The sequence below is a fragment of the Kribbella sp. NBC_00359 genome, assembly GCF_036097425.1.
Taxonomy (GTDB): domain Bacteria; phylum Actinomycetota; class Actinomycetes; order Propionibacteriales; family Kribbellaceae; genus Kribbella.
The window spans coordinates 1-26329 of sequence record NZ_CP107975.1 but is presented as its reverse complement, the minus strand read 5'-3'; the positions used below and the strand labels follow the sequence as shown (position 1 = coordinate 26329).

Genomic DNA, 26329 nt, shown 5'->3' with positions numbered 1-26329 from the left:
CACTGTTGGACGAGGCCATCGACCGAATGGGCGACCAGTGGCCCGGTCAGCTGGGCTCCATGCCGGCTCGTCAAAAGGTTCGAGCAGTTCTCTGGACGCGCTTGGGGTACGCAATCGTCGGGGACGTGGGTCTGTTGACGTTCACGATCCGCTGATCGATCACGAACTACATGAGTCACTTCGCGGGCCAGAACTGCCCTGAATGTCCCAGCATCGACCTTCGAGCTTGAGAGGCGCGAGCAACGCCCAGCCGGCGGCGACAATCGCTGACCTAGGACTCTGTGACTTGGAGACCTGGGTTCCACTGCCGGCCAACACCACCGATGTTGCAAGCAAGGTCGATATCCGGATGAGGCTGGGGTGATGGCGCGGTGACCAATGATGATCGTCGGCTGATGGAGGCTCACGTCGCGGCAGGGCAGTTCTTCCGGGAGCAGTTGTTGCGATGCGGGGCCGGGTGGGCGTCTACGCACGTGCTCCAGCGCGGGCTTGGGCACGTGTTGAGGTCGAGCTCGCCTTGGAAGGTTGGCTACGCCCCCGATGGCTGGGCGCGGCTGGTCGACCACCTCCGGCGCCTCGGTTTCGAAGATGAGACTTTGTTGGACGCAGGTTTGGTGACTGCAACGAAGAGGGGCTACTTGGTCGATCGGCTCCGTGATCGGATCATGTTCCCCGCCTGGGATTCGGGTGAGCAGTTGGTTGGATTCGTCGGGCGATCTCGGGGCGGACGCTCGAAGTACCTCAACTCTCCGACAACGCGGATCTATCAGAAGTCGCACACCCTTGTCGGGCTCGCTGAGCAGCGCGATCTCCTCGAGAGCGGCGCGACGCCCGTATTTGTTGAGGGTCCGATGGACGCGGCGGCTGTGGACGAGTTGAGTCGGCTCACGTCGCGCGGCTGGGCCGGTCTCGGAGTGTGCGGAACTGCGCTGTCGTTTAATCAGGTGTCGATGGTCCGCCAGCACTCAGCTAGCGACACCGTAATCGTGGGCGTCGATGCAGACGGCGCTGGCGGCCTTGCTGCGGTGAGATGGCTGGACGACTTGTCATCGGTCTTCGAGCGGGTGCTCGTGGCTGAGTTTCCTTCGGGGCACGACCCATCGTCGTTGCTGGAGACACCTTCTGGTGCCGACCGGCTGTACGAGGCTCTCAGCAGTCCCAGACCGCTTGCAGAGCTGGCGATCGGCGTCGAGCTGGCTCGTTGGTCGCGAGTTCTGGATCACATCAGCGGTCGGGTGAATGCGCTGCGGCGGGTCGCTCCGCTAGTGGCGCGGTTGCCGCACGACCGGGTGGCCGGACAGCTGGGGGAGCTCTCGAAGGTGTTGGAGCTCGATCAGGAGATCGTCTCGCGCGAGGTTGTCGAGACGCTTGGTCGATCGGCACGTCGATCCTTGCCCCATCGTCGGCTGGACTCGTTCACTGGAGCCGATCCGCCTGATGCCGGGCCTTCGTTGTAACGACGGGATCGGCGAGTCCGGTGGTCCTTGATGTCGGATTCCGGGTTCTTCGGCAGCCGTGCTGAGACGACCGTCGTAGCCATTGAGTTTCTGGCTTGAACGGAGGTTGTGATGAATGCGGTGTCGTCGGATTCCGACAATGTGCTGATCAGCGGTGAGCGTCAGCGGATGATGGTCGCTCACCTGGCGGCCACGATGTTCTTCAGGAAAGAGTTGCTCAGGGCAAATGTCGGGTGGCCGATCGAGCAGCTAAAGGGTCGCGGCGCTCGTGAGGTACTGAGTACCGAGTCGACATGGAAGATCGGCTACGCGCCTGACTCGTACACGCGGCTCACCGATCACCTGCGGGAGAAGGGCTTCGACTTCCGCACCCTGATCAGGGCCGGCCTGGCCGAGTGGTCCCAAGAGGGGCACGCGGTCGACGTCTTTCGCGATCAACTGATGGTGCTGGCTCGGGACGAGCGGCTGGACCCTGTTGGATTCGTCGCGATTGGTCAGGGCGCGAAGCCGCCCTTCGCGGCATCACCAACGACGTTGATACACCGCCCGTCGAATGCACTCGTCGGCATCGAGGAGCAGTTGGACATCCTCACCGATGGAGCATTCGTGGTTGTGGTGAACGATCCGCTGGATGCGATGGCGGTCGAGAACCTGGGTCGAAAGGCCGGTGAGCGGTGGGCAGGCATCCCCCTGTGCGGTTCGCAGATGTCGCCGGCGCAGGCGAAGACCCTGTACCGCTACACGGTCACCGACACCGTAGTCGTCGCCCTAGACGCTGACCCGGAGTGGCGCCGGACTGCAATTGCGTCATTGCCGGACCTGTCCTATTTCTACAAGCGAGTCCGCGCCGTCGAGATCCCTGACGGGCACACACCCTCGAGCCTTCTGCAGATCGAGGACGGTGCTCAGCGGCTGTACGACGCGATGGTGTCGACGCGTCCGCTGGAGGACTACAAGCCCCGGCGCCAGCACATGCCGGAGCTCGACGAGCCGAGTCTGTCGCAATCCGGCCCGTCGCTGTGAGGAAGTCCAGGAGTCCGGGACTTCCTGGTCCGGGTTCAGATCAGTTCGTCGTACGGCGAGGTTGGTGCCGCAAGCAAGTAATGATCAATCCTCGGGCCATGGTCCGAGTCATCGGGATACGGAGTAAGCCAATGACTGAAGAACTTCAGGCGCTCCTAGTCGAAGCTGCGGACTCGGGCTGGGCAGAGGAGCCGTCCACGCGACTGGCTACGGCCATCGAGCGCCGGATCGTTGCTGAGCTGCCCAGCCGGCTCCGTAACGCGCTGGGCAACGATTGAGGCCGCGCAGATGGCGCGAGTCCTGGCATGGGAACGCTGTCGTCGGCTCGCCGAGACGCCTCCGGCTGGTCAGGTGACCTGGGGGTACCTGGCGAACATGGTGCGTTGGCGACTGGCTGATGTCGTACGCCAGGAAGCTAGGCGGCGTCAGCGGCATCCCCTGATCGACTATGTGCCCGAGGCCGAGCAGCCGAGCATGCTCGCGGAACTAGGCCCGCTGTTGGATCGCATCGGTGTCCGGTTGGAGCGAGCCGGGCTGGCCGTGGGGGAGGTGCGGCGGCGCTTGGTGGTGGCGGCCGATGGACCTGGCTTCTCCAAGCACGCCATCACCGCGCGGATCCGTGCCATCGACGTACCCAGAGAACAAGCAGAAGGGTTGGCTTGGCTTCTCCACAGCGGACCGATTCGGCGATCCGCACTCTCACGACTTGCCGGTGGGCAGCCGCCAGAAGTTGTCTTCGCCGATCCGGCCGTCGAGCGGTGGATTGACCAGGCTGCCGGGAGGTTACCTCGGAAGTCTGGCAGATCTGCGCGGTTCGGCAGGCCGCCGGGTGCCTCGTGGCATGACCGCCTCGGACTGGGGCTCGCTCGAACTGCCTGATTCGAAGTTACTCAGGGGTCACGAGGGCTCAGACGTTGAGTTCTTATGAACAACCTCGACATGCGCGCCCGCCGTCGGAACTGGCTGGTCCGGTACTACTTCGCCCAGTTCCGGTTCTACCTGCGTTTGCAGGCTGCGTTCCGGATCATCCCGCCGCACGTCGCGCACGCACTCACTGCCCGGCTCCAGCCGGTGAAGACACGGAGGGAACTTTGACATGCGTCGAGTCATGAACTCGAAGCTCGCCGCCCCAATCATCATCCTCGCACTGCTCGTCGTCCTGATACTCGCCATCGTCACCCGTTGGCACGCCAACCCGGGCGTGGCCAGTAATCAACTCAGGCCTCCTGGCACCAGCCAGGTCACAGATACGAGCACGCCCGAGGCAACACAGCAACTGCAAGTCTCCGCCTGGCTTCGCCCCACGACGACGGATCCGACGCGGTACGCCATCGCGTTCGGTACGACGATCTGGACCTACGACTCCACGGTCCACAGCTACGCCGACTGGCAGGACGCCGTGACGGCCTTTGCGAACCCACTGGAATCGCCTGACGCCGGCCGGATTGCCCGCAGCATGTTGCCATACGCCAGCCAGTGGGAGGACCTGAAAGTGCACGACGCGCGTGCCACGGCGCGAGACGTGACAGCCGCAACGACACCCGAGCTGCAGGCCCTTGGCCGCGACCCCCGGGCTCCAGCGGGCTGGCATGGATTCGTCGTACGTGGCACACAGGAGACCGTAGCCGACGGCGAGAAGACCGAGACGGCTCGGCATGTGACGGTCGGGGTGATCTGCCGACCGCGGTGCACATTCTGGTCGGCGACCAACGAACTGCCACAGTGATCATCAAGCTCGCGGCAGCCAGCGCGCTGCTGGTCACCGCCGTCTGGCTGGTGCCTCCGCTAGCGATCGCTGGCAAGGGCGCCGATACATGCAAGGCCGTTCAAATTCTGAACGACGTAAGCCTTGCTGCCGAGCAGGCGTCCAACTTGGCCGTGGTCCTCGGCGTCGGCGACCGCTTTGCAGTTGGCGAGGCGGGCAAGGTCATCGCGGTCATGACGGCCATGACCGAGTCGGCGCTGCGGAACGTCGACCACGGTGATGCTGCCGGACCTGACTCGCGTGGTCTGTTCCAGCAACGCGACAGCTGGGGACCCCTCGACGTACGCATGGATCCGGCCGGCGCGGCGGGGCTGTTCTATGCCGCGCTGGTCAACGTGCCTGGCTGGACGTCAATGGAGCCTTGGAAGGCCGCGCAGGCGGTCCAGCGATCGGCCTTTGCGGACGGCGACAACTACCGCAGCAACTATGAAGCAGCGGTCCGTCTCGTGGGTACGGCGCCAGTCGTCGGCGCCTGCGGAAGCTGGGGGGCCGGTGACACGAACCAGCTTCCGGACGCCCCGGCGGCCGTCGATCGGGCACTCGCGCTGGTTGGCAGGCACGGCTACTACCAACTGTGCGCCCGGCTGGCGGCGAACGTCTGGGGCCGCTCACACGCCGGGTATTCCTCAGCGGCCGAGCAATGGACCCAGATGCTCAACACAGGGAACGCCCATCCTGACGACCGGCGGCTGCCGGTCGGTGCGCTGCTGTTCTGGTCGACCGATGGGCCTTACGGGCACGTCGCGGTATACGTCGGCAGCGGACGCATCGTGTCCAACGACATCGGCGATGGCGTGCCCGGTCAGGGCGGCGTGTACCTCGTCGACGTCGGCGCGATCGAGGAACGCTGGGGTGCCACCTACGTCGGCTGGGCGCCACCGATCTATCCCACCACCTGAAACCAACACATTGGCGCCGTCCAGCGCCAGGAGGCAAACGCATGCTCAGCTTCTTCTACCTCCAAGATCCCGGGGTGAGTCCGAATTCGAACGGCCTCCCCGGTCTCCCCGCGCTGCGGCAGATCGTCGGGGCTCTACAGACCTTCGGTCTCGTCATCTGTGTGGCCGCGTTCGTGATCGCCGCGGCCGCCTGGGCGATGGGCAGCTTTGGCAACAACTCCCATTACGCCGGCCGCGGCAAGCTTGGCTGTCTCGTCTCCGCAGGCGCGGCGATTCTGATCGCTTCGGCCAACCCGATCATCCGCTTCTTCAGCGGCATCCAGATCGGTTAGGAGCGCCTACAGCATGGCCTGGAGTGATTGCCTCCTCAATCCCGTCAGCTGCGCCGCCGGCAACATCGGCGAGGCAGCCGCAAACTCAGCGTGGGACTCGTTCCTCAGATGGTCGGCGAACGGTCTGGCCGACCTGTCGGCGACAGTGTTCCAAACGTTCAGCACCAGTACGTCGCCCAGGTTCGACGAGAAGTGGTGGCAGGACAACCTGGACCTGATGATCGGACTCTCGCTCCCGATCCTCGTTGGGATCTTCGTCCTGCAGTGCATCTCAGCGGTGATCCGCCGCGAACCCGGCCGACTCGGGCACGCGGTCGTCGGCGCCTTGCTGGGAACGGCGGGTGCCACTGGCAGTCGGCGTCATCGCAACCTGCGGGCAGGTGGTAGACGAGGTCTCGACAGGCATCCTCGGCAAGGGGGCCACCGCCGATGGCCTCAGGAGGATGACCGACATCACGGCCTTCCTGACGGGGCCGACGCTGGGCGGCATCCTGCTCCTGGCTGTCCAACTCGGCCTACTCGCGATGTTCTCGCTGTACTTCGTCATGCTGGTTCGCGAGGTCGCTCTGGTCGCGTTCGTCGTCTTCGCCTCAATTGCGATGGCCAGCTGGACCTGGTCGGCGACCAGGCATTGGCTTCGGCGGTGGGGCGAAATCGTCGGCGCCCTCCTGTTCTCAAAGATCGCGATGGCACTGATCTTCACCCTCGGCTTCTCCGCCCTCGGAGCGTCCGGACAGGGCAACGCATCGAACCTCGGCACGTTCATCGCGGGGATCCTGCTGGTTGCCATGGCGGCGTTCGCCCCGTTGGCCACCTACTCGTTCATTCACTGGGCCGGAGACCAGGGCCATGTCGCGACCCATCTTCTCCAACAGGGCGCAACTGGAGTCGAGGCTGGTAAGGACCAGCTTGATCGCCTGCAACAGTGGGCGGCGGGTGACTTCAGCGGCTCCGACACGGACGAACCATCACCGGTCGTCGGCGGCGACCAGAACCGTGATGATCAGTCGAACAGCGACGGCGCCTACGACTTGACCGAAAGGTCCGACCACGCGTCAGATCCGGCGACCGGGGAGGATCCGCGGACCTATTCGGATGCGGCGCCCCAACCCGGATCAGCAGCACCGCCGACCACAGGCGGCGACTCAGGACCGACAGCCATCGCGGTCGCCACGAGCGAGGTGTCGGTCGACGGCGAGTTGGGCGGCTCCGCAGATGACCCGAGCCAAGCATCGGATCAGGGAGATTGAGATGTCAAACGCTCTCTCCGCACGATTTCCACGTCCGCAGCGGAACTCGTTGCTGCTCGGTCTGCGACCGATCCAGGTGACGCTCGTGGTTGCCGGCATCATCTCGTCCGCCTTGTCGTTGCTCGCGGGCTGGCCTGCGGCGCCGCGACTGGCTGGCCTGGCTGCGGCGCTCCTCTGTGGCGTGATCGCATTCGGTCGGCTGGAGGGCGTGCCCACGTACCGCCGGGTTGTCTTGCGTGCAGCCCATGTCATCCGCACTTTGCGCAAGGACCAGTCCTACCGAGCCAACGTGCTCACACCTCGCAGACACGGCTACCTGCAGTTGCCCGGAGAAGCGAGTTCACTGCGTATCCTTGACACGCGATCGTCCATCGGCGCGGTTCACGATCCACTTCGCCGACGGCTGATCGCGGTCGCGAGGATCGAGGGGCCGGCGCATTTGCTCCAGAACTCCGACGAGCAGGATCGGCGTGTGGCGGCGTACGGGCGGATGGTCGCCGGACTGTGTCAAAGCAAACGGATCGCACGAGCGCAAATCCTCGAGCGTACGATCCCAGACCCGGGCGACGGCCTGGGCGCTTGGGCCCGCAAACGCAGTCTGGACATCACCACCACAGCTGGAGCAATCTACGGCGACTTGCTCCAGCATGCAGCCCCCGCGGCGGCCAGGCACGAGACGCTGTTCAGCTTTGCATTGAACCTCGACGCGGTTTCCAAGGAGGTTCGCAAGTACGGCGGGGGACTGGCCGGAGCTATGGCAGTCCTGGACTCCGAATCGCGCGCTTTCCAGACCTCGTTCGCTGCAGCCGGTGTCGCCGGAGTCTGGCTCAACGCCGCCGATCTGGCATCAAGCCTGCGGGTCGCCTTCGATCCTGCGGCGACGTGGACACTCGCCGCCGACATCGAGCCAGTCGATGCGGCCCCGCTCGGGGTGGATGCTGCCTGGGATCACCTGCGCACTGATTCGTCGTTTCATCGCGTGTACGTCGTCACCGAATGGCCGCGCGTACGGGCGATGCCGTCCTTCTTGAGTCCGCTGCTGCTGAAGCCGGGGATCCGGCGAACGTTCTCCCTCGTGCTGCAGCCGGTGCCTATCGGCAAGGCCCTTCGCGACGCCCGGCGACACCAGGTCGAGCGAGTGACTGACCGGGCGACTCGTAAGCGTGTCGGTCAACTGGAGACCGAGGAAGACCGCCAGCTCGACGCCGACGTCGCTCAACGCGAGAAGGACCTGGCCGCCGGGCACGGCGACGTGCGATGGATCGGCCTGATCGCGGTGTCAGCCGACACAGAGGAAGGCCTCGACGAGGCATGCACCGAGATCGAGATCGCTGCCTCCCAGGCGTTGCTCGACGTACGGCGTCTCGTCGGCCAGCAGGTCGAGGGCTTCCTCGCTGCGGCGCTGCCGTTCGGGGTTGGTCTCGGATGAAGGCCAGCACGGGGTGGTTCGAACCCAGCGACGCAGACCGTCGAACCAGACGCGGCAATCGTCGAGCGAACCGATCGTCTCAGCGCCGTACTCCACCCGCCAGACCCTCTGAGGATCGGGCCGAGCAGCCACCGGCTGAAAGTATCGGCCTGCGTCGGCGGCTTCCGCTCCTGGTAGACGACCATCGCGCCACCACCAGAATTCTTCGGATCGCCTACCCGTTTCTGGCCGAAGGGGGACTGGGTGCCGACGGCACCTACATCGGCAACGACGTCTTCAGCGGTGGATCATTCGTCTACGACCCCTGGGTGCTGTACCAATCCCGCGTCATCACCAACCCCAACCTGCTCCTGGCCGGAGTCATCGGCAGTGGGAAGTCCTCCACCGCCAAGGCTCTGATCACTCGATCCATCGCGCTCGGCCACAAGGCCTACGTCCCGTGCGACCCGAAAGGGGAGTGGACACCGGTCGCGGAGGCGGTGGGCGGCTCGATCATCAAGCTCGGGCCCGGCCTGTCTACGAGGCTGAATCCGCTCGATGCCGGAAGCCGCCCCCGCGACGTGCTGGACGACGACTGGGACAGGATCGTCAGATCGCGACGCCGGGCTCTGCTGGGGACCCTCGCCGAGTCCACGCTCGGCCGTCCGCTGACCGCGGTCGAGCACACTGCTCTCGACCTTGCCATCGACAGAGCGTCTCGGATCCCGGTGCCGACGATCCCTGACGTCGTCGAATTCCTGTTCTCACCTGAGACCGGTCAGGGCACATCGGAGGCCGACAGCCGAGAGTTGGCGCACGCGGTCAGGCGGCTTGTCCATGGTGACCTCGCGGGGATGTTCGACGGACCCTCCACGACACGGTTTGATCCGTCGCTGCCGATGGTGACCCTCGACTCCTCCTGGATCGGCGCTGGTGGCAACGACCAGGCACTGCGCCTGACCCTGGCCTGCGCGTCGTCGTGGCTAGAGGCTGCTGTTACCGACCCGGCCGGCGGGAAGCGGTTCATCGTGTACGACGAGGGATGGCGGGTCATGCGGGATCCCGCCCTGCTGCGTCGTATGCAGGAACAATGGAAACTCTCCCGCGCCTGGGGCGTGTCCAATATCTTGATCGTTCATCGACTATCCGACCTGTCCGCCGTAGGCGAACTCGGTTCCGAGGCCCGTGCACTCGCCGAAGGGCTGCTGGCCGATTGCTCGACCCGAATCATGCTCCGCCAGGAACCGGATCAGCTCGCCCGCACAGCGACCCTGCTCGGACTCACCGACGTCGAGATGTCCACCATCGCGAAACTGCCGAAGGGCCGTGCGCTGTGGCGGCTGCCCAGCCGATCGTTCGTTGTACAGCTGGTTCGCCATGCATGCGAGGTAGACCTGTTCGACACCGACGGAAGGATGTGACATGGACGCCGGTGGTCGGTCGCCTCGAGACCTGTCGGACATGGTCATGCTCGGCGGGGGAGTATTGCTCGCCTGCGCGGGGATTCTGTACCTCGCCGGTGGCCTGAGCAACCTGCTGGCTACTCATGAGTGGATTCACACATCCTGGCCTGACGCTCTGAAGGTGGTTCTCGACCCGCGCGATCCCGCCCACGTCTTCGGCCTGGCTCCCGGCACGTTTCATCCGGTCGTGTACTGGTCTGTGCTCGCCGTGCTATTGATGGTCCCGGTTGCTGGCGTCGTCGTTGGCCGCTTACTGTGGACCAGACGTGATGCCGGCTTGGCACGCCGTACCCGAGCTCTTACGAAGCGACCCGGCCTTGCTAGTGCTGCGGACATCGAGACGTCCGTCGGGCGGAGCCAGGTCCTGCGTCGTGGGCAGTCCGCACGCCCCGCCGTACGCCGGGCGGAGCCGTCAGATGTCGGCCGGTACCTGGGAAGATCGCGCGGGCGACAGTGTTGGTCCTCGGTCGAGGACTCAGAGATTGTGCTTGGACCGCCCCGCTCCGGTAAGGGTCTCCACCAGATCATCGGTGCGATCATCGATGCGCCGGGTGCTGTGGTCACGACCTCCACCCGGCCGGACAACCTCGTCGCCACTGTCGAGCTGCGTCGAACCACCGGGCCAGTCGCGGTCTTCGACCCGCAAGGCCTCGGCGAGCTCGAAGGCATCCGGTGGTCGCCCGTCCGTGGCTGCGAGAACCCGACCACAGCCATCGTCCGTGCCAGTGGTCTGGCTGCCGGCGCAGGATTCACGAAGGGCGGCGTCTCCGATGGCGCTTTCTGGCACGGTCAGACGGAGATGGCGCTGCGCGGCCTTCTCCACGCCGCAGCCATCGACGCGGCTGGTGTCGCGCAGCTCTACCGCTGGAGTCTCGAGCCAGCGTCAGCCATCGAAGCTGTCACTATCTTGAACCGGTCCACCGACGCAGCCGACGGGTGGGGCGACACCCTCGACGGGATCGTCCGCATGGATGGTCGAACCAGAGACGCTGTCTGGGCGGGTGTGCGGTCCGCTCTCTCGGCACTGGCCGATCCCGCCGTACGCAGATCATTCGATCCGGCCGCACGCGAAGGACTCGATCCCAAGACCTTCATCGCGGATCGCGGTACCATCTATCTCCTCGGTACGGGCCTCGGAGCGAGTGCCACCTCTGCGTTCATCGCAGCCCTGCTCGAAGACATAACCGAGACCGCCCGCCACCTCGCTGCTGGCTGTCCAGGTGGTCGCCTCGAGCCGCCGCTCGCGCTCATCCTCGACGAGATCGCGAACCTATGCGCCTTGCCATCGCTACCATCGCTGATGGCCGACGGTGGTGGATCAGGCATCTCCACGCTCGTCGTCATCCAGTCCCTCGCGCAGGCCAGAGAAAAGTGGGGCGAACAGGCCGCGGCTGCACTCTGGGATGCCGCGACTCTGCGCCTGATCCTTGGCGGCTCAGCGCAGCCCCGAGACCTCCAAGACCTGGCCGCCGTCTGCGGCGACCGCGACGAAGAGATCCGCAACTGGAGTCGCGGCCCCGACGGCAAACGCACCGTCTCCACCAGCACGCGCCGCATCCCGATCCTTCCGCCGGACATCATCCGGACCCTCCCACTCGGCACCGGCATCCTCCTCGCACGCACGGCCCCCCCAATCCTCCTGAACATGACCCCCTGGCCGGCCCGACCTGACGCCCCTCATATCCGCGCCAGCATCACCCGCGCGACCCGATCAGGAAAGCCGACCGAATGAGCCCGCGCGACGACCTCCTGAAGTCCTTCGCCCTCGCCACCGACGATCCGTTCATCATCTGCTGGCGAGACGTCGACTCAACGACCGCCACCGATGAGCTCGACCGCCTAGCCTCGTGGGTCGACTGGTTGACCGGTCGTTACAACCTCGACCACAAACTCATCCCACCCTGCTGGCCGAGCCACGGCGCCCTCGTCGAAGAACTGTCCGCCCTCCGTACCCTTTGGGAGGCCTCCTACCTCGAAGACGCCGCCCCGTCCAGCCCACTCGCCTTTCACCGCGAACTAGACCTCGCCCAACGCCGCCTCCGCGAATGGACCTCCCGCATGGGCTGCTCAAGAACAGAGCACCGACCCGAAGCCTGACCGAATGGTCGTCGATCACCATGGACTCGCCGCTGCTGCGTCGCAAGCAAGCCCAGCACGCATCGCACAACAGCTGCTCCCTGCGTTGCGTCCGAGCCATCTGCCAGAAGACCTGCCGACAGCCCCACCCACCGCTTAGGGCCGGGCTAGCTCGCCAAGCCCACGTGGAGAGTAGTCGTGGATGATAGCTCTCGAGCTCGCCACGGAGGATTCTGATTACCCGAGACTCTGCGTATGAAGAGTGGGCGTATTGCTGCTTCCAGGGTCGTGGGAACAGTGTGGCCCCGGCGGGTGACGGCGGGCCTGTGCGCTGAGATGAGCATTTGCTACTCATGACGTGCATTTCAGCGGTCCGAGACGATGGCCGCCGGTGTGCCTAGGACCGCTACGCGTGGGTTCTTCTCGGCTGACGCCGGACGCAATGAGGTTCACTTTTCGAAGGGATCCGTGGTGGCTGACTTCCTGGTGTCGAGAACCTACGCTCTTGCCGCGATCGTAGGGCTGGCGGTGTCCGCGGTGGTTCTCGCGTCGCTGGGTCCGGCGTCGGCGTCGCCGGCTCCTTCCCGGCAGGCGGTGGTTCTTGGCAAGGATTCCGGGTCGGTCATCCCTGGAAAGTACTTCGTCAAGCTGAAAGACAACTCCTCGGTCCGCAAACACGGCGTCGCCGCACGCTCGCGGTCGCTGGCCAGCGGACACTCCGGGAAGCTTGTCCGGATCATCGAAGGCGCCGTTCAAGGCTTCTCGGTCACGATGAGCCCCGAGCGGGCGCAAAAGCTCGCCACCGAACCCGATGTGGAATACGTCCAGCAAGAACAGACCTACCAGACGCAGAGTTCGCAGCTACCCACGCCGTCGTGGGGTGTGGACCGTCTCGACCAGCGCAGGGGCGTGAATCTCACCTACAACTACCTTGGGTCAGCCGGCGCCGGGGTCCACGCCTACATCATCGACACCGGCATCCGGAACCACGCCGACATCGACGGGCGGCTCGAGCTGGGCTACAACGCGATCGACCACAACACCAACACCGACGACTGCAATGGCCATGGCACCTTTAACGCCGGCCTGGTCGGGGGCACCAAGTACGGCGTCGCCAAGAAGGTCACCCTCGTCCCGGTCAAGGTCTTCGACTGCACAGGTACCTCAGACAGCGACGACCCGATCATCGCCGGCATCAACTGGGTGATCGCGAACGCGGTCAAGCCGGCCGTCATCGACCTGAGCCTCGCGTCGATCTGCACGACCGACGGGATCCCGGCACCGTGTTCCAATGGTGAAGGGCAGGGCATCATCGATGCGGAGAGGGCCGCAATTGCCGTTGGTGGCATCACCGTGGTGACCGCTGCGGGAAACCATAATGCCAACGCCTGTTTCAACCCCGTCGGCTCCTACCCCGCCACCATCAATGTCGGCGCCACCGACGTCGCCGACAAGCTATGGAACAACAGCCCTGACGACGGTTCCAACTGGGGCAGCTGCGTGGACATCTTCGCCCCAGGCGCCAATGTCGTCTCGATCGGTGGCATCGGGCACCACTTGGACCCGGACAAGATCGATCCTGACCCCATGCCCGCCAGCGGCACGTCGATGGCTGCGTCGCATGTCGTGGGTGCGGTCGCGCTGCTGCAGGGGACGCCGAAGTTCAAGAACGCGTCACCGGCTGAGATCGCCGCCGAGCTGGATGCTCAGTCGACTCGTGGCATCATCCAGGGCCTCCCCGATCCAACGGTGTCGAACAAACTGCTCTTCGCCCGGCCCACCTCGCCCCGGACCGGGTCCACGGTGGCGCTGACGCGCAACGCCAACGGGGCATTGTCGATTTTCGGGACCACCGCCGACAACTCCACCACCGGCAGCACCGACGTGGGTGGACACATGTTCACCGGCACCCAAGTGAACGCCGACACCGGTACCTGGCCGCAGGAATGGACGAAGTCCGCGGGCCAATTTTACGCGTCCGTCGCCGTCGGTACGGACCCTGACGCGATCTTAAGCAGCAAGATCGAGCTGGTCGGCGTGATGGCCTACGTCCCTCCAGTGAGCCCGCAAGACGACGTCTTCCACCGACAGCAATCAACAAAACCGGGCGGGACCGGATGGCTGAAGGAGACCCAACTGGACGGCCCGCCGCTGGTGTCGGTTGCCTTGGCCCCGAACCACGACCGGCGGCAGATGCTGATTGGAGCCGACACACACGGCGGTCTCCACTACAGCAGCCAGCTATTTCCTGCCAACGACACCGGCTGGGAGCCAGTCAAGACCATCAGTTTTCCCAGCGATGCGCAGAACGTGACCGCGGCACCGGATGCGTTTGGGCGGATCAATGTCTTTGTCGCCGATACCCATGGCGTGCTCTGGTACTTCCGGCAGACCGCACCCGACCTCGACAGTTGGACGGCGCCCACGCCGCTGGCGGACACGAGCCAGAAGCTGCTCAACGAGATCACTGTCGCTCGCGCCAACGATGGCAGGCTCCTGTTGTTCGGCACAGAGGGTGACGGAGAGGCGTGGGTCCGGGTCGAGAGCGGCCCCGGTGCGGGCGGCGTGTTCGGTGCCTGGACCCGACTCCCTGCCAAGGCTCTCTTCCACCTGTCCGCAGCCTTGAACGTGAACGGCCTGATGGTTGTCGTCGGCGTCGACGACCACGGAGACACCTGGCAGAGCACCCAGATCTCCGGCACGAACAACACTTTCACAGATTGGACCAAGATCGACGGCCTCACGCTGCGGCCATAGGAGACTCGCGGCGGACTCCCGCGACCGGCCCAACAATCTCGCGGATATGGTCCTCCTGGGACGCCTACACACGCTAGTGCCGCGCGTCGTTAGTTGATTTACGGTTGGTGTTTGGGACGATGAGGCATGGCGAATCGTCCTGCTGCTGCGTTGGTGTTGCGTGAGGGTGACGAGGAGGGGTTGGTTGCGTTGACGCGGGCGTCGAGTGTGCGGGCCGGCCGGGCACAGCGGGCCCGGATCGTGTTGCTGGCCTCGCAAGGGGTGTCGAACTCCAGGATCGCGGAGCTGGTCGGGGTGTCGCGGCCGACGGTGATCGGCTGGCGGGATCGCTATGGCGAGCGGGGGCTGGCTGGGCTGGACGACGAGCCGCGTGCGGGCCGGCCGCGCTCGGTCGATCATCGGGGCATCGTCGCGGCGACGTTGACGCCGCCGCCGAAGAAGTACGGCGTCACGCACTGGTCGTCGCGGCTGCTGGGGCGGCATCTGCGCATCGGGGACGCCACGGTGGCCCGGGCGTGGCGCGAGTTCGGGGTGCAGCCGTGGCGGTCGGAGTCGTTCCGGTTCTCCACCGACCCCGAACTGGTGGCCAAGGTCACCGACGTGGTCGGGCTGTACTTGGCGCCGCCTGACAACGCGGTCGTGTTGTGTGTGGACGAGAAGTCGCAGATCCAGGCACTGGACCGCACGGCCCCGATCCTGCCCTTGCAGCCCGGGCTGGCCGAACGCCGCTCCCACGACTACGTCCGGCACGGCACCACGACCCTGTTCGCCGCGCTCGAGATCGCCACCGGCCAGGTCACCGCGGCCTGCAAACCCAGGCACCGGCACCAGGAATTCCTCGCGTTCCTCAAGCAGGTCGCCCGCGCCCACCCCGACCGCGAACTGCACCTGGTCATGGACAACTACGCCGCCCACAAACACCCCCAGATCAAGGCCTGGCTGGCCGACAACCCCCGCGTCAGCGTCCACTTCACACCCACCCACGCGTCCTGGATGAACCTGGTCGAGGTCTGGTTCTCCATCATCGAACGCCAAGCCATCCACCGCGGCACCTTCCGATCCGTCAACGATCTCAACACCAAGATCCGGGCCTTCATCACCGGCTGGAACGACCGATCACACCCCTTCACCTGGACCAAGACCGCAGACCAGATCCTCAACAAAGCCAACCGTCAGAAGACCTCCGACGCGCGGCACTAGAACGGCACCGGACTTCTACTGGTCTGGTCAGGCGACTGGAGACGGCTCCGCCGCGCCTGCACCGGTACCGTCAGAGTGCTGGTTGAGTACTCGTGACTGACCGGCCGGTGTAGCGTGCCCAGGGTTCGGCGGCTTTGTCGGCGTGGAGGAAGGCGACTTTGGCGCTGTAGCCGAGTGCGTCGGCATCGAGTGAGGCTGGGACTTCGAGGACGAGTTCGCCGATGGCTCGGTTGCGTGCGCCGAGCAGGTTGACGCCGAGGTCACGGAGCCGGTCCATCACGCTGTTGGGGTGGAGATGTCGTCCGGCGAGGGTGCTGGGAAAGAGCCAGGGGCTGTCGGGTCCTGCGGCGGTGCGGAGGTTGGGCCGCTGCTGGATGTGGTCGCGCAGGAGTTGGGCGAATGGTTCGGGTATGTCGGTCGCTGGCCGAGCTGGATGCTCATCTCTCCGGGCTGGTCGTCGACGACGTCGACCTGGAGGGTGACGACCTTAACGAGTGGCTGGGCGTAGAGCAGCAGGAGCGTCCCGGCTACTTGGTAGGGGAGGGACTCGCTGCTGCCGGTGAGCAGCGCGTGGATCAACGCCAGCCGTTGGTCCTGCGTCAGCGACGGGCTCGTGCGCGCGGAGCGGTGTTGGACGGCGACCTTGGTGTTGAGCCGGGTCCGCCGGGCGACGACGAAGAAGGTGCGGATCGCCGTCCTGGTTGTTGGCCCGGTCGCGAGCCACTCGTCGATGTCGGGCTGCGTGCAGGTCGCGGCCGTGCGCTGGTGGGTCTCGTGGAGCCAGACAAGGAACTTGACGGTCTCGGTGATCTCCTGCTTGGCCGAGTGCACGGGTCCATGGGTCGGGGTGCTGGCGGCGGCCTTGGCCCTGATGCGGCGCAGGTGATGCCAGGTGACGAAGTGCTGGATGGGCTGGCGCACTTCATCCGGGAGTCCGTCGAGCTTCGCCGTGATCCAGTGCTCGAACCGGGCTAGGTATGGGTCGCGCGGTGCGAGGAGTCCGTGGTGCTGCAGCAGCGCACAAAGGTGTTCGGTTGGCTTTCCGGGCACGGCATCGAGGCCGTCATGGGTCAGCGGGATGGTCCTGTCACCGAGGCCGCGCAGCAGGGCCTGGACCTTTGGGGGAACGCTTCCAGACGATGATCGACTCTGGTCGAGCGGAGGCGCAGAGCGCAACGATGAGGGCGGCGAGCCCGGCTCGCTCGGAGCACCGCCGACGAGGTCGTCCAGGTCGTCGCGGAGCGCGCATCTGGCGCAGAGCTTGCCGCAGTGGTGGCCGGCTTCGTCGCCGCACCGGCCGCAATGGAAGTCGTAGGGGATCCCTGCACAGGGTCCGCACACAAGGGAGCCGGATGCATTGGGAGGCCCCGGGAGCAGACGTTCCTGACCGCAGCCTGGGCAGGTGCCGCGTGTGTGGATCGCGTCGAACCAGCAGGTGAAGCAGATCTGCCCCTCGGGCCATGTCGCCTGAAGCCGTGTGGTGTACCTGCCGCAACGCGCGCACGTGTGAGAGTCGGACGTCAGCCGCGGCGGGCCGCGCTGGGTGGAGCGAGGCGACAGGCCGACCGGCTTGGGGTCCATGGGAGTCTCCAGGCTCGCTTACTTGTCGAGGATGTTGGCGTGGCGGGGACGGACGGTGCGGTCGAGCTCGACGACGTTGGGTGGGGCGGTTCCGGTCTTGCGGGCGCGGAAGTTGGCGGCGGTGACGGTGAGGAGGTCGCCGGGGGCGCAGTCGAAGATGTCGCAGATCGCTGCGATGACCTGGAGCGAGACGCGCTCGGGTCGCCGGCTGACGAGCCGGTAGACCTGCGGGCGTGACAGGTGGCTGCCTCGCTCGGCCAGCAGGGGAATGAGGTCGGTGGTGTTGTGCAGGCCCCGGGCGGCCATGAGCTCGGCCAGGCGCCAGGTGTAGTCGACTTTGCGCCTCATGATGCACCGTCCTCACTCCTGCGTCCCAGTGCTTCACCAACCGTACGGTCCAAGGCCGCTCGAAGAATGGGGCGACAGAACTCGTCGGAGGTGAACTGGTAGATCCCGGTGGTCGAGGCGTACTCGTGCCCCATCTGGTCCTGGACGAACCTCGGATTCCAGCCGGCCTCGAGAAGGTGGGTGGCGTACGAGCGGCGCAAGGAGTGGATGTCGACCCCTTCGGAGAGCCCGAGCTCGGAGCAGTAGCGCCGGATCCGGCGCAGGAGCGTCGACTCGACGATGAGTCAGCCGCGTTCGCTGGTGAACAGGTCGAGGGTACCGCGGTCGCCGCGGCCGTTGGCGAGCCAGTCCTTGAGGATGCCCGGCGTCCAGCGCCACACCGTGAGCACGCTGCGGCCCTTGTAGGGGAGGAGCGCCTGGACTTGCCGTAGCGGACCTTGCACACGCCGAAGGCGCCGAAATCGCGGGCGTGCGGGTTGCAGGCGAAGTCGACGGTCTCCAGGTGGCGTAGCTCGTTGAACCGCAGGCCGTACCCGTGGGCGATCTTCAATCATGACCGCGTCGCGGTAGGCGGCCTGCCAGCCTTTCCGGCCGGACGTGCCGATCCGCTCGACCTCCTTGTCGGCGTGCTCGAACAGCGCGTCGAGTTCGTCGCGCGTGTACGGGCGCTTGGAACGCCGGCTGTCGTAGGCCTGGACGTGCGCAGTGGTGTTCCAGTCGAAGCAGGCCCGCGCCGGGTGGGTGCCGAAGTACTGCTCGCAGACGCGGTCCAAGCCGTAGTCCGGGTTGCTGACGTAGCTGGTGAACGCCCGCAGCGTGGAGTGGTAGGCACGCAGCGTCGAGTGCGCGACGTTCCTGACCGCCCGGAGATCGGCGGAGAACTCCTCGACCATCCCGGGCGTCCAGTTCCACGGGTCCTCGTTGACGTGGTCGATGAACCGCTGCACGTGACGGGGGCGCTGCTCGATCGTGGCGAACTGCAGGTTGCGCGACAGTTGCTGGTTGCGCCAGCCGTCGAGCATCATATGGAGTACCTGCTCGTCGGGCCGGAGCACCGGCAACGACTGCACTAGGTGGATCCGGCCCGAGCCGTCAGCTGCATCGAGACTCCCGAAGATCCCGATTCATCCACTGAATCAACGATTCAGCGGATGAATCGTTACGGGTCTTTCTGCAGGTCGACAGCGTGTCGCGCGCGCCGTCGCGAGTATCGTCTTCGCTGCCGCAGGCCGCCCATCGGCGCCGCGCGAGCTGGCAAACGGCGGCCGCCGTTTGCGCAGGTCAGAACACCCTTCGGCGCTCTGCGCGAGTGGTTCCGTGGCCGCCCGCCTGATTCATCTGATGCAACACGCAGGCTAATACTTCACATAGCTGGCAGTAACGGCGTTGATGCGCGGAGCGCGGACTCGCGTGCGAGGTCACGAACGGTGGTGCGTATGTCGTGCCCGGCTTGCAGAAGTGCTAGGAGCCCGCTGAATTAGGGCGCTTTGGGTTCGGTGTCGACGGGTGGGGTCTGGGCCGGGGCGTGTCGGTTCCCGGATCTGGGTGTGTGGCCGGCTGGTCGGGTTGTGTGCCGGGAGTGCTGGGGGTCGTGGCGTGGGGGGCCTGCGTGGCGTGTCAGTCAGTGGTGAGGGTCCAGGTGCCGGCGGTGCGGGTCAGTCCTCGGCCGATGAGGTTACGCAAGTTGAGGGCGGCGGTGCGGTGTTTGAGCCAGGCGTTGTTCTTGGTGGTGCCGTGGTAGCGGAGTTTGACGCGGCGCCCGCGTTGGCTGGCGATCTGGGAGATGACCCGTTCCACGTTGGGTCGGAAGGTGCGGTAGTCGCGGCGCAGGTCGGGTCTGCCGGACCAGTCACGGCGGGCTTGGCGCAGCAGCGCGTCGCGGTCGTGCAGGTGGAGGATGCGGCCGTCCTTGGCTGTGGTGCAGCGGGTCCGTAGCGGGCAGTCGCGACACAGCACGCCGAAGGCCACGGCGCGTGTCTTGGTGATCGCCCGGGTGTGCCCGGCCGGGCAACTGGCCTGCCCGGCTGCCTCGTCCACGGTGAAATCGTCGATGGTGAACCCGCCGTCGATCGCGGTTTTCACCGGGCCGGGTTTGATCACCGCTGCATGCCCGGCGTCCTCGATCGCGCCGCGCAGATCCCCGGTGCCGTAGGCAGTATCGCCATACCACTCGCGGATCTCGGTCTCGGCGTCGAGGAACCTGCCAGCCACGGCGGCGTCGCTGTTGTCGGCCCCGGCAGCCGCGGTGAGCGACTCGTCGGTGATGATCGCGGTCTGCGGCTCGGCCGCCACATGCGCGCGGAACCCGTCGCGGGTGTTGCGGGGCGACTTGCGGGTATGGCGGGCCTCGGGGTCCACCGTGGAGATCACCCGCTCCGGCGCGACTCGCCGCGCGATCCGCCACCTGCCGTCGGTGCCGTCGCTGCCGTCTGCCGGCTCGACGTCTTGGCCGGCGATCAACGCCAGCAACGCCACCACCTGTTCGGCGCGCTCATCAAGTTTCTGCCCCGACAGGGCCGAGATCAGCGCGTTCGCGTCGTTGACCAGCGCCGACACCAGCCCATCCCGCGCGGCCGGATCGTCCCAGTCGATCACCGGCTTGCCCGGCTGGGAGTAGTCGTGGCCTGTGCACACCGCCGCGATCAGCTCGGCCGCACCGGGCACCTGCCGCCCGACCCGGCGGATCACCGAGACCAGCTGAGTGATCGTGTCCTGCGTGGCCACCGCATCGTCCAGGATGGTGGAATCCACCGCCCGCCTCGACCGGCCCCGCACCACCCCCGTCGCCTCCACGACCGCACGGACCGCGTCGTTGATCCGATGCGGCCGCCGCGACCTCGCCAACCGGCGGCGCCAATACACCAGCGTCGAGGCATCGAAACCCCTGTGATCCAACGCCATCCCGGTCGCGACCTTCCACCGTAGATCACACCGCGCAGCCTCCGCGGTCTCCCGGTCGGAGTAATCGTGCAACGTCTGCAACACCAGAATCGACGCCATCACCGACGCCGGGATCGAGGGCCGCCCCCGGCCCGACGGAAACAAGTCATCGAACTCGCTGTCGGCGAACAGATCCCGCCGATGCTCGGCCAAGAACGCGAACATGCTGCCATCAGGAACCAGATGACCCACCAGCGCCCGCGCGTCCAGCAACTCCCGATCAGACCGCTCCACACCCTGCACCAGACAATCCTCCCGAACAGCTCACCAACCGCCGGGACGACACTCCGATTATTCAGCGGTCTCCTAGGAGCCCGCTGAATTAGGGCGCTTTGGGTTCGGTGTCGACGGGTGGGGTCTGGGCCGGGGCGTGTCGGTTCCCGGATCTGGGTGTGTGGCCGGCTGGTCGGGTTGTGTGCCGGGAGTGCTGGGGGTCGTGGCGTGGGGGGCCTGCGTGGCGTGTCAGTCAGTGGTGAGGGTCCAGGTGCCGGCGGTGCGGGTCAGTCCTCGGCCGATGAGGTTACGCAAGTTGAGGGCGGCGGTGCGGTGTTTGAGCCAGGCGTTGTTCTTGGTGGTGCCGTGGTAGCGGAGTTTGACGCGGCGCCCGCGTTGGCTGGCGATCTGGGAGATGACCCGTTCCACGTTGGGTCGGAAGGTGCGGTAGTCGCGGCGCAGGTCGGGTCTGCCGGACCAGTCACGGCGGGCTTGGCGCAGCAGCGCGTCGCGGTCGTGCAGGTGGAGGATGCGGCCGTCCTTGGCTGTGGTGCAGCGGGTCCGTAGCGGGCAGTCGCGACACAGCACGCCGAAGGCCACGGCGCGTGTCTTGGTGATCGCCCGGGTGTGCCCGGCCGGGCAACTGGCCTGCCCGGCTGCCTCGTCCACGGTGAAATCGTCGATGGTGAACCCGCCGTCGATCGCGGTTTTCACCGGGCCGGGTTTGATCACCGCTGCATGCCCGGCGTCCTCGATCGCGCCGCGCAGATCCCCGGTGCCGTAGGCAGTATCGCCATACCACTCGCGGATCTCGGTCTCGGCGTCGAGGAACCTGCCAGCCACGGCGGCGTCGCTGTTGTCGGCCCCGGCAGCCGCGGTGAGCGACTCGTCGGTGATGATCGCGGTCTGCGGCTCGGCCGCCACATGCGCGCGGAACCCGTCGCGGGTGTTGCGGGGCGACTTGCGGGTATGGCGGGCCTCGGGGTCCACCGTGGAGATCACCCGCTCCGGCGCGACTCGCCGCGCGATCCGCCACCTGCCGTCGGTGCCGTCGCTGCCGTCTGCCGGCTCGACGTCTTGGCCGGCGATCAACGCCAGCAACGCCACCACCTGTTCGGCGCGCTCATCAAGTTTCTGCCCCGACAGGGCCGAGATCAGCGCGTTCGCGTCGTTGACCAGCGCCGACACCAGCCCATCCCGCGCGGCCGGATCGTCCCAGTCGATCACCGGCTTGCCCGGCTGGGAGTAGTCGTGGCCTGTGCACACCGCCGCGATCAGCTCGGCCGCACCGGGCACCTGCCGCCCGACCCGGCGGATCACCGAGACCAGCTGAGTGATCGTGTCCTGCGTGGCCACCGCATCGTCCAGGATGGTGGAATCCACCGCCCGCCTCGACCGGCCCCGCACCACCCCCGTCGCCTCCACGACCGCACGGACCGCGTCGTTGATCCGATGCGGCCGCCGCGACCTCGCCAACCGGCGGCGCCAATACACCAGCGTCGAGGCATCGAAACCCCTGTGATCCAACGCCATCCCGGTCGCGACCTTCCACCGTAGATCACACCGCGCAGCCTCCGCGGTCTCCCGGTCGGAGTAATCGTGCAACGTCTGCAACACCAGAATCGACGCCATCACCGACGCCGGGATCGAGGGCCGCCCCCGGCCCGACGGAAACAAGTCATCGAACTCGCTGTCGGCGAACAGATCCCGCCGATGCTCGGCCAAGAACGCGAACATGCTGCCATCAGGAACCAGATGACCCACCAGCGCCCGCGCGTCCAGCAACTCCCGATCAGACCGCTCCACACCCTGCACCAGACAATCCTCCCGAACAGCTCACCAACCGCCGGGACGACACTCCGATTATTCAGCGGTCTCCTAGTGCCTCGTCAAGCAACGTTGGGTAGGTAATCGGGTCGGCGGATCTTGGAGTCGATGGCGAAGTGGCGTTTGGGTTGGGCGTGCTTGTTGCGCCAGCGGATGTAGCCGGCGATCGCGGTTTCCTGGGCGGTGTGGCTGGGGTAGTCGCTGCCGTCGAGGGTGAAGTAGCGCAGGGCGGTGAACTCGGATTCGATCCAGTTCAGCCAGGACGCGTTGCTCGGGGTGAACACCAGCTCGATCCCGTTGGTCTGGCACCAGGTGCCGACCTCGGTCCTCTTCTGGGGCGAGAAGTTGTCGCACACGACGTACAGCTTGCCGGCCGGGAATCTGGCCCGGAGTTGCTTGAGGAACCCGAGGAACTCGGTCCAGCGCTTGCGATCGCGGAATCGGTAGAACATCTGCCCGGTGGCCAGGTCCAGCGCGGCGAACATCTGCCGCACCCCGCCGGTGCGGTGGAACGTGGCCCGCAACCGCGCCGGGCGTCCGGTCGGAAACCAGCCTCGGCCGGGTCGGGGCTGCAGGTTCAGTGGACCGAACTCGTCGACGCAGATCACCCTCCCATCGCCCGGCGGATGATCGTAGAGGTCCAAGACGCGGGCCATCTTCGCGGCGAAGTCGGGATCCTTGCTGGCCTTCCAGGTCTTGGTCGCCTGCCACCTGATCCCCGCGTCCCGCAGGATCTGGCGGACCGACTCGACACTGATGGCGATGCTTTGTGCTCGCCCAGGTACTCGACCAGCTTGGACAGGCTCCACGTGGTGAACCGACGGCCCAGTTGCTGCGGCGGGGTCTTGGCGACCCGGCAGACCGTCTCACGAACCGGGGGGCCGAACCTCTTTGAAGTGGTCCCCGCTCCATTTTGGGTCCAACGCCGCGAACCCCTTTCGTTGAACGCGTGGATCACCTCCCGCGCGTACTGCGGCTTCATCGCGAACATCGCCGCCGCCTCCCCAGCACTCCGCCCCTGAACCGACGCCAGCACGATCCCCGCCCGGCGAAGCCGCACTCGATCCCTCGTGGTCCGCGTGATCCGCACCAGACGCTGCGCCTCTTCAGGTTCCAGCGAGCGCACGAACACCTCAGGCTGCCGAGCCATCACCACCTCCGCCAGCAAGCCTTCAGACTCACCACCGCACCGGTCAACCCGACACGGTTACAACCCCAACGTTTCTTGGAGAGGCACTAGAACGCGCCAGCTTCCGATGAATCCTGAGCTTCCGGTCACCAATACATGTGTCACCTGCTCTCCTCAACTTGTGGATCGGGTCTGCTGCACGGATAGGTGACATCTGAGTTGGCTTGCCGTGAGGCGGGCCTGGAAGGATGTTGCTGTGCCCAAGCCCTACCCTCGCGAGTTCCGTGACGACGTGGTGCGTGTTGCTCGTGACCGAGGTCCTGGTGTGACGGTCGAGCAGGTCGCCAAGGATTTCGGGGTGCATCCGATGACGCTGTTCGAGTGGTTGCGGCAGGCCGAGGTCGATGAGGACGCGAAGCCGGGTGTGTCTCGTGGTGAGTCGGTCGAGCTGCGCGAGGCCCGGCGGCGGATCAAGCTGTTGGAGCAGGAGAACGAGGTGCTGCGCCGCGCGGCGGCGTATCTGTCGCAGGCACACCTGCCGGGAAAAGGACGCTTCTATGCCCTCGTGTCAAGCCATGCAGGAGCGGACTTCGCGATAGATCGCCCGGCAGACGTAGCGTTTTAGGCAGCGGCGAATCTCACGGGTGGTCATGCCCTCTGTTTTGCGACGCGCGACGTAGTCGCGTGTGGCTGGGTCGCAGGTGACTCGGGTGCGGACGATGACCTCGAAGGCTCGGTTGAGTTGGCGGTCGCCGGCTCGCGATAGGCGGTGGCGAGTGGTGTTGCCCGATGAGGCTGGCAACGGTGCGACTCCGGCCAAGACGGCGAAAGCCGCTTCGGACCGGACGCGTCCGTGGTGGGAGTAGGCGCAGACAATGATGGCGGCGGTGACAGGTCCGACGCCTCGGACGTCTTGGAGTCCGGGGGCGATCTTGTCGGTGAGTTCTCGCAGCTGCCGATGGTTGTCAGCCAGGAGCGTGGTCTGCTCGAGTACCGCCTGCGCAAGACGCCGTGCTTCTGCGCGTGCAACTGTGGCGGCATCGGTGGTCTGGTTCGGCCGAAGTCGCCACGCCGCGATGGTCCGGACCTGTGCGTCGGTCAACGGGTGGCGGGCGTCGATACCGAGGTTGTTGGTTCGGACAAGGGCGGTCAACGCGTTGCGGTTCGCGGTGCGCTGCTGGTCGATGATCGACCGGGCGGACAGCAGGATCCGTAACGCTGAACGCGCTCCGGTGTCGCGTGGTCGGGCCAGCCTGGTGAAGTCCTGGCCGAGCACGTGTCGTGCGGCTGCTTCGGCATCAATCGGGTCGGACTTGCCTGTGTGAGCACGACTCGCATGCGCCAGCGGGCGGACCTCGACCACGTCGACGCCTTCGTCTTGCAGCGCCTGGCTGATGCCGGCGCCGTAGGAGGAGGTGCCCTCGACGGCCGCCAGTACGCTGCCTTCGCTGTTGCGCAAGACCCACTGGGTCGCGCGTCGATTGCCGGCAGCGCTAGTTGGGAAGGTCTCGGTGGCGAGGACCACACCGGATCTGGTCTCTAGCAACGCGAAGGTGTTGGTCCTGGCGTGGGTGTCGACGCCGACGACATGGACGAACAGGTCTGCAACGCGGGGCATGCTTCTCCTTACGAACTGCACGAATCGGAACTTGCCCGGCCCGTGGGTCGCTCAGAGACACATCTGTAATGAGTCACGTCGGGCCGCGATCCGGCCAACGGACAGGCTTCTGATCAGGACATCTGCGCGCAGGGGCTGAGCCTTGACCAGGCGCGGGGACACGTCCTTTTGAAGACATCACCACCAGCGGTGAGTCGGATCTACCCGGAGTCACCCGCACTGGTCGAGGTCAGCCTCTCAGCCGGCCACGGGCCAACCGCAACCCATTACAGCTCTACCCGCTCGTGAGCGAGCTGGCCGCCGACGGGATCCCCGTGGTGGTGACGTGCCGGGTTTTGAAGCTCGCCAGGCAGCCGTACTACCGGTGGCTGGCTCAGCCGGTCACTCCTGCCGAGCTCGAGCAGGCTCACCGGGCCAATGCGTTGTTCGACGCCCACCGCGACGACCCGGAGTTCGGGTACCGGTTCCTGGCCGACGAGGCCCGCGATGCCGGCGTACCGATGGCGGACCGGACCGCGTGGCGGATCTGTTCGTCCATGGGCTGGTGGAGCGCGTTCGGCAAGAGACGCGCAAGGGCGGCAAGAAGTCCGGTCCGCCGGTCCACGACGACCTCGTGCGCCGCAACTTCACCGCGCAGGTGCCGAACCAGCTGTGGCTGGCCGACATCACCGAACACAAGACGAGGGAGGGCAAGTTGTATCTGTGCGCGGTCAAGGACGTCTATTCCAACCGGATCGTGGGCGACTCCATCGATTCCCGGATGAAGTCCCGCCTGGCTGTGGCCGCGCTGAACAACGCCGTCGCCCGCCGCGGTGAGGTCGCCGGCTGCGTTCTGCACACCGACCGCGGATCGCAGTTTCGGTCCAGGAAGTTCGTGCGAGCACTCGGGCGCCACGGCATCGTCGGTTCGATGGGCCGCGTTGGCGCCGCGGGCGACAACGCGGCCATGGAAAGCTTCTTCGGTCTCTTACAGAACAACGTTCTCGACCGGGGATCCTGGTCCACCCGCGACGAACTCCGGCTCGCGATCGTGACCTGGATCG

24 protein-coding genes and 1 pseudogene are annotated in these 26329 nt (G+C 66.1%); 16 read left to right on the top strand and 9 right to left on the bottom strand.

Annotated elements, in window-relative coordinates; all coding sequences use genetic code 11:
• Window positions 1-371 precede the first annotated feature (371 nt).
• The 14 genes from OG876_RS00120 to OG876_RS00055 all read left to right on the top strand — a co-directional run bounded on the left by OG876_RS00120 (window position 372) and on the right by OG876_RS00055 (window position 15630).
• Window positions 372-1457 (top strand): toprim domain-containing protein, encoded by a 1086-nt coding sequence (locus OG876_RS00120; RefSeq protein ID WP_328522674.1) that lies wholly within the window; start codon window positions 372-374, stop codon window positions 1455-1457.
• A 111-nt stretch (window positions 1458-1568) separates the two neighbouring features.
• Complete coding sequence (locus OG876_RS00115) at window positions 1569-2480, top strand: hypothetical protein (protein ID WP_328522673.1); 912 nt, start codon at window positions 1569-1571, stop codon at window positions 2478-2480.
• A gap of 131 nt (window positions 2481-2611) precedes the next feature.
• Complete coding sequence (locus OG876_RS00110; protein WP_328522672.1) at window positions 2612-2758, top strand: hypothetical protein; 147 nt, start codon at window positions 2612-2614, stop codon at window positions 2756-2758.
• 646 nt (window positions 2759-3404) lie between these two features.
• Window positions 3405-3575, top strand: coding sequence for a hypothetical protein (locus tag OG876_RS00105; RefSeq protein WP_328522671.1), 171 nt, complete (start codon window positions 3405-3407; stop codon window positions 3573-3575).
• Between the two features lies 1 nt (window position 3576).
• Complete coding sequence (locus OG876_RS00100; RefSeq protein WP_328522670.1) at window positions 3577-4206, top strand: hypothetical protein; 630 nt, start codon at window positions 3577-3579, stop codon at window positions 4204-4206.
• Entirely contained in the window at window positions 4203-5144 is a 942-nt protein-coding gene (locus OG876_RS00095) for a hypothetical protein (RefSeq protein WP_328522669.1), read from the top strand. Before OG876_RS00100 ends, OG876_RS00095 begins: the two co-directional genes overlap by 4 nt.
• A gap of 41 nt (window positions 5145-5185) precedes the next feature.
• Window positions 5186-5476 (top strand): DUF6112 family protein, encoded by a 291-nt coding sequence (locus OG876_RS00090; protein ID WP_328522668.1) that lies wholly within the window; start codon window positions 5186-5188, stop codon window positions 5474-5476.
• A 443-nt stretch (window positions 5477-5919) separates the two neighbouring features.
• Entirely contained in the window at window positions 5920-6726 is an 807-nt protein-coding gene (locus OG876_RS00085) for a hypothetical protein (RefSeq protein ID WP_328522667.1), read from the top strand.
• Entirely contained in the window at window positions 6692-8155 is a 1464-nt protein-coding gene (locus tag OG876_RS00080; protein ID WP_328522666.1) for an SCO6880 family protein, read from the top strand. Before OG876_RS00085 ends, OG876_RS00080 begins: the two co-directional genes overlap by 35 nt.
• Before the next feature lie 308 nt (window positions 8156-8463).
• Window positions 8464-9555 carry an ATP-binding protein gene (locus OG876_RS00075; protein ID WP_328522665.1) on the top strand — a complete coding sequence of 364 codons (1092 nt, stop codon included), beginning with the start codon at window positions 8464-8466 and terminating at the stop codon, window positions 9553-9555.
• A gap of 1 nt (window position 9556) precedes the next feature.
• Window positions 9557-11329 (top strand): type IV secretory system conjugative DNA transfer family protein, encoded by a 1773-nt coding sequence (locus OG876_RS00070; protein ID WP_328522664.1) that lies wholly within the window; start codon window positions 9557-9559, stop codon window positions 11327-11329.
• Entirely contained in the window at window positions 11326-11694 is a 369-nt protein-coding gene (locus OG876_RS00065) for a hypothetical protein (RefSeq protein WP_328522663.1), read from the top strand. The genes OG876_RS00070 and OG876_RS00065 overlap by 4 nt, the downstream gene beginning before the upstream one ends.
• A 450-nt stretch (window positions 11695-12144) precedes the next feature.
• Entirely contained in the window at window positions 12145-14430 is a 2286-nt protein-coding gene (locus OG876_RS00060; RefSeq protein ID WP_328522662.1) for a S8 family serine peptidase, read from the top strand.
• A 126-nt stretch (window positions 14431-14556) separates the two neighbouring features.
• Window positions 14557-15630 carry an IS630 family transposase gene (locus tag OG876_RS00055; protein ID WP_328522661.1) on the top strand — a complete coding sequence of 358 codons (1074 nt, stop codon included), beginning with the start codon at window positions 14557-14559 and terminating at the stop codon, window positions 15628-15630.
• A 70-nt stretch (window positions 15631-15700) separates the two neighbouring features.
• On the opposite strand, the gene OG876_RS00050 is transcribed toward OG876_RS00055, so the two are convergent.
• From OG876_RS00050 to OG876_RS00020, 8 genes are all read right to left on the bottom strand, one after another.
• Entirely contained in the window at window positions 15701-15910 is a 210-nt protein-coding gene (locus OG876_RS00050) for a hypothetical protein (protein ID WP_328522660.1), read from the bottom strand.
• Entirely contained in the window at window positions 15907-16680 is a 774-nt protein-coding gene (locus OG876_RS00045; RefSeq protein WP_328522659.1) for a hypothetical protein, read from the bottom strand. Before OG876_RS00045 ends, OG876_RS00050 begins: the two co-directional genes overlap by 4 nt.
• A gap of 549 nt (window positions 16681-17229) precedes the next feature.
• A complete protein-coding gene (locus tag OG876_RS00040; RefSeq protein WP_328522658.1) occupies window positions 17230-17559 on the bottom strand; it encodes a helix-turn-helix domain-containing protein in 330 nt (109 codons plus the stop codon).
• The gene (locus OG876_RS43795) at window positions 17556-17822 is read right to left on the bottom strand and encodes a tyrosine-type recombinase/integrase (protein WP_442914210.1); all 267 of its coding nucleotides are present in this window, start codon (window positions 17820-17822) and stop codon (window positions 17556-17558) included. The genes OG876_RS00040 and OG876_RS43795 overlap by 4 nt, the downstream gene beginning before the upstream one ends.
• 21 nt (window positions 17823-17843) lie before the next feature.
• Window positions 17844-18584, bottom strand: coding sequence for a phage integrase N-terminal SAM-like domain-containing protein (locus tag OG876_RS00035; protein ID WP_328522657.1), 741 nt, complete (start codon window positions 18582-18584; stop codon window positions 17844-17846).
• Between the two features lie 592 nt (window positions 18585-19176).
• Window positions 19177-20742, bottom strand: a complete 1566-nt coding sequence (locus OG876_RS00030) for an IS1182 family transposase (protein ID WP_328522656.1) — start codon at window positions 20740-20742, stop codon at window positions 19177-19179.
• 219 nt (window positions 20743-20961) lie between these two features.
• Window positions 20962-22527: an IS1182 family transposase gene (locus tag OG876_RS00025; protein ID WP_328522656.1), complete on the bottom strand. Its 1566-nt coding sequence runs from the start codon at window positions 22525-22527 to the stop codon at window positions 20962-20964.
• 74 nt (window positions 22528-22601) lie between these two features.
• Window positions 22602-23348, bottom strand: a complete 747-nt coding sequence (locus OG876_RS00020) for an IS630 family transposase (protein WP_328522655.1) — start codon at window positions 23346-23348, stop codon at window positions 22602-22604.
• Between the two features lie 549 nt (window positions 23349-23897).
• On the opposite strand from OG876_RS00020, the gene OG876_RS00015 reads away from it, so the two are divergent.
• A complete protein-coding gene (locus OG876_RS00015; RefSeq protein ID WP_442914072.1) occupies window positions 23898-24293 on the top strand; it encodes a transposase in 396 nt (131 codons plus the stop codon).
• Here OG876_RS00015 and OG876_RS00010 read toward each other — a convergent pair.
• A complete protein-coding gene (locus OG876_RS00010) occupies window positions 24237-25286 on the bottom strand; it encodes an IS110 family transposase (RefSeq protein WP_328520568.1) in 1050 nt (349 codons plus the stop codon). The genes OG876_RS00015 and OG876_RS00010 overlap by 57 nt on opposite strands.
• A gap of 260 nt (window positions 25287-25546) precedes the next feature.
• Here OG876_RS00010 and OG876_RS00005 point away from each other — a divergent pair.
• A pseudogene (locus OG876_RS00005) lies at window positions 25547-26328 on the top strand (IS3 family transposase); the annotation flags it as partial.
• Window position 26329: the final 1 nt, after the last annotated feature.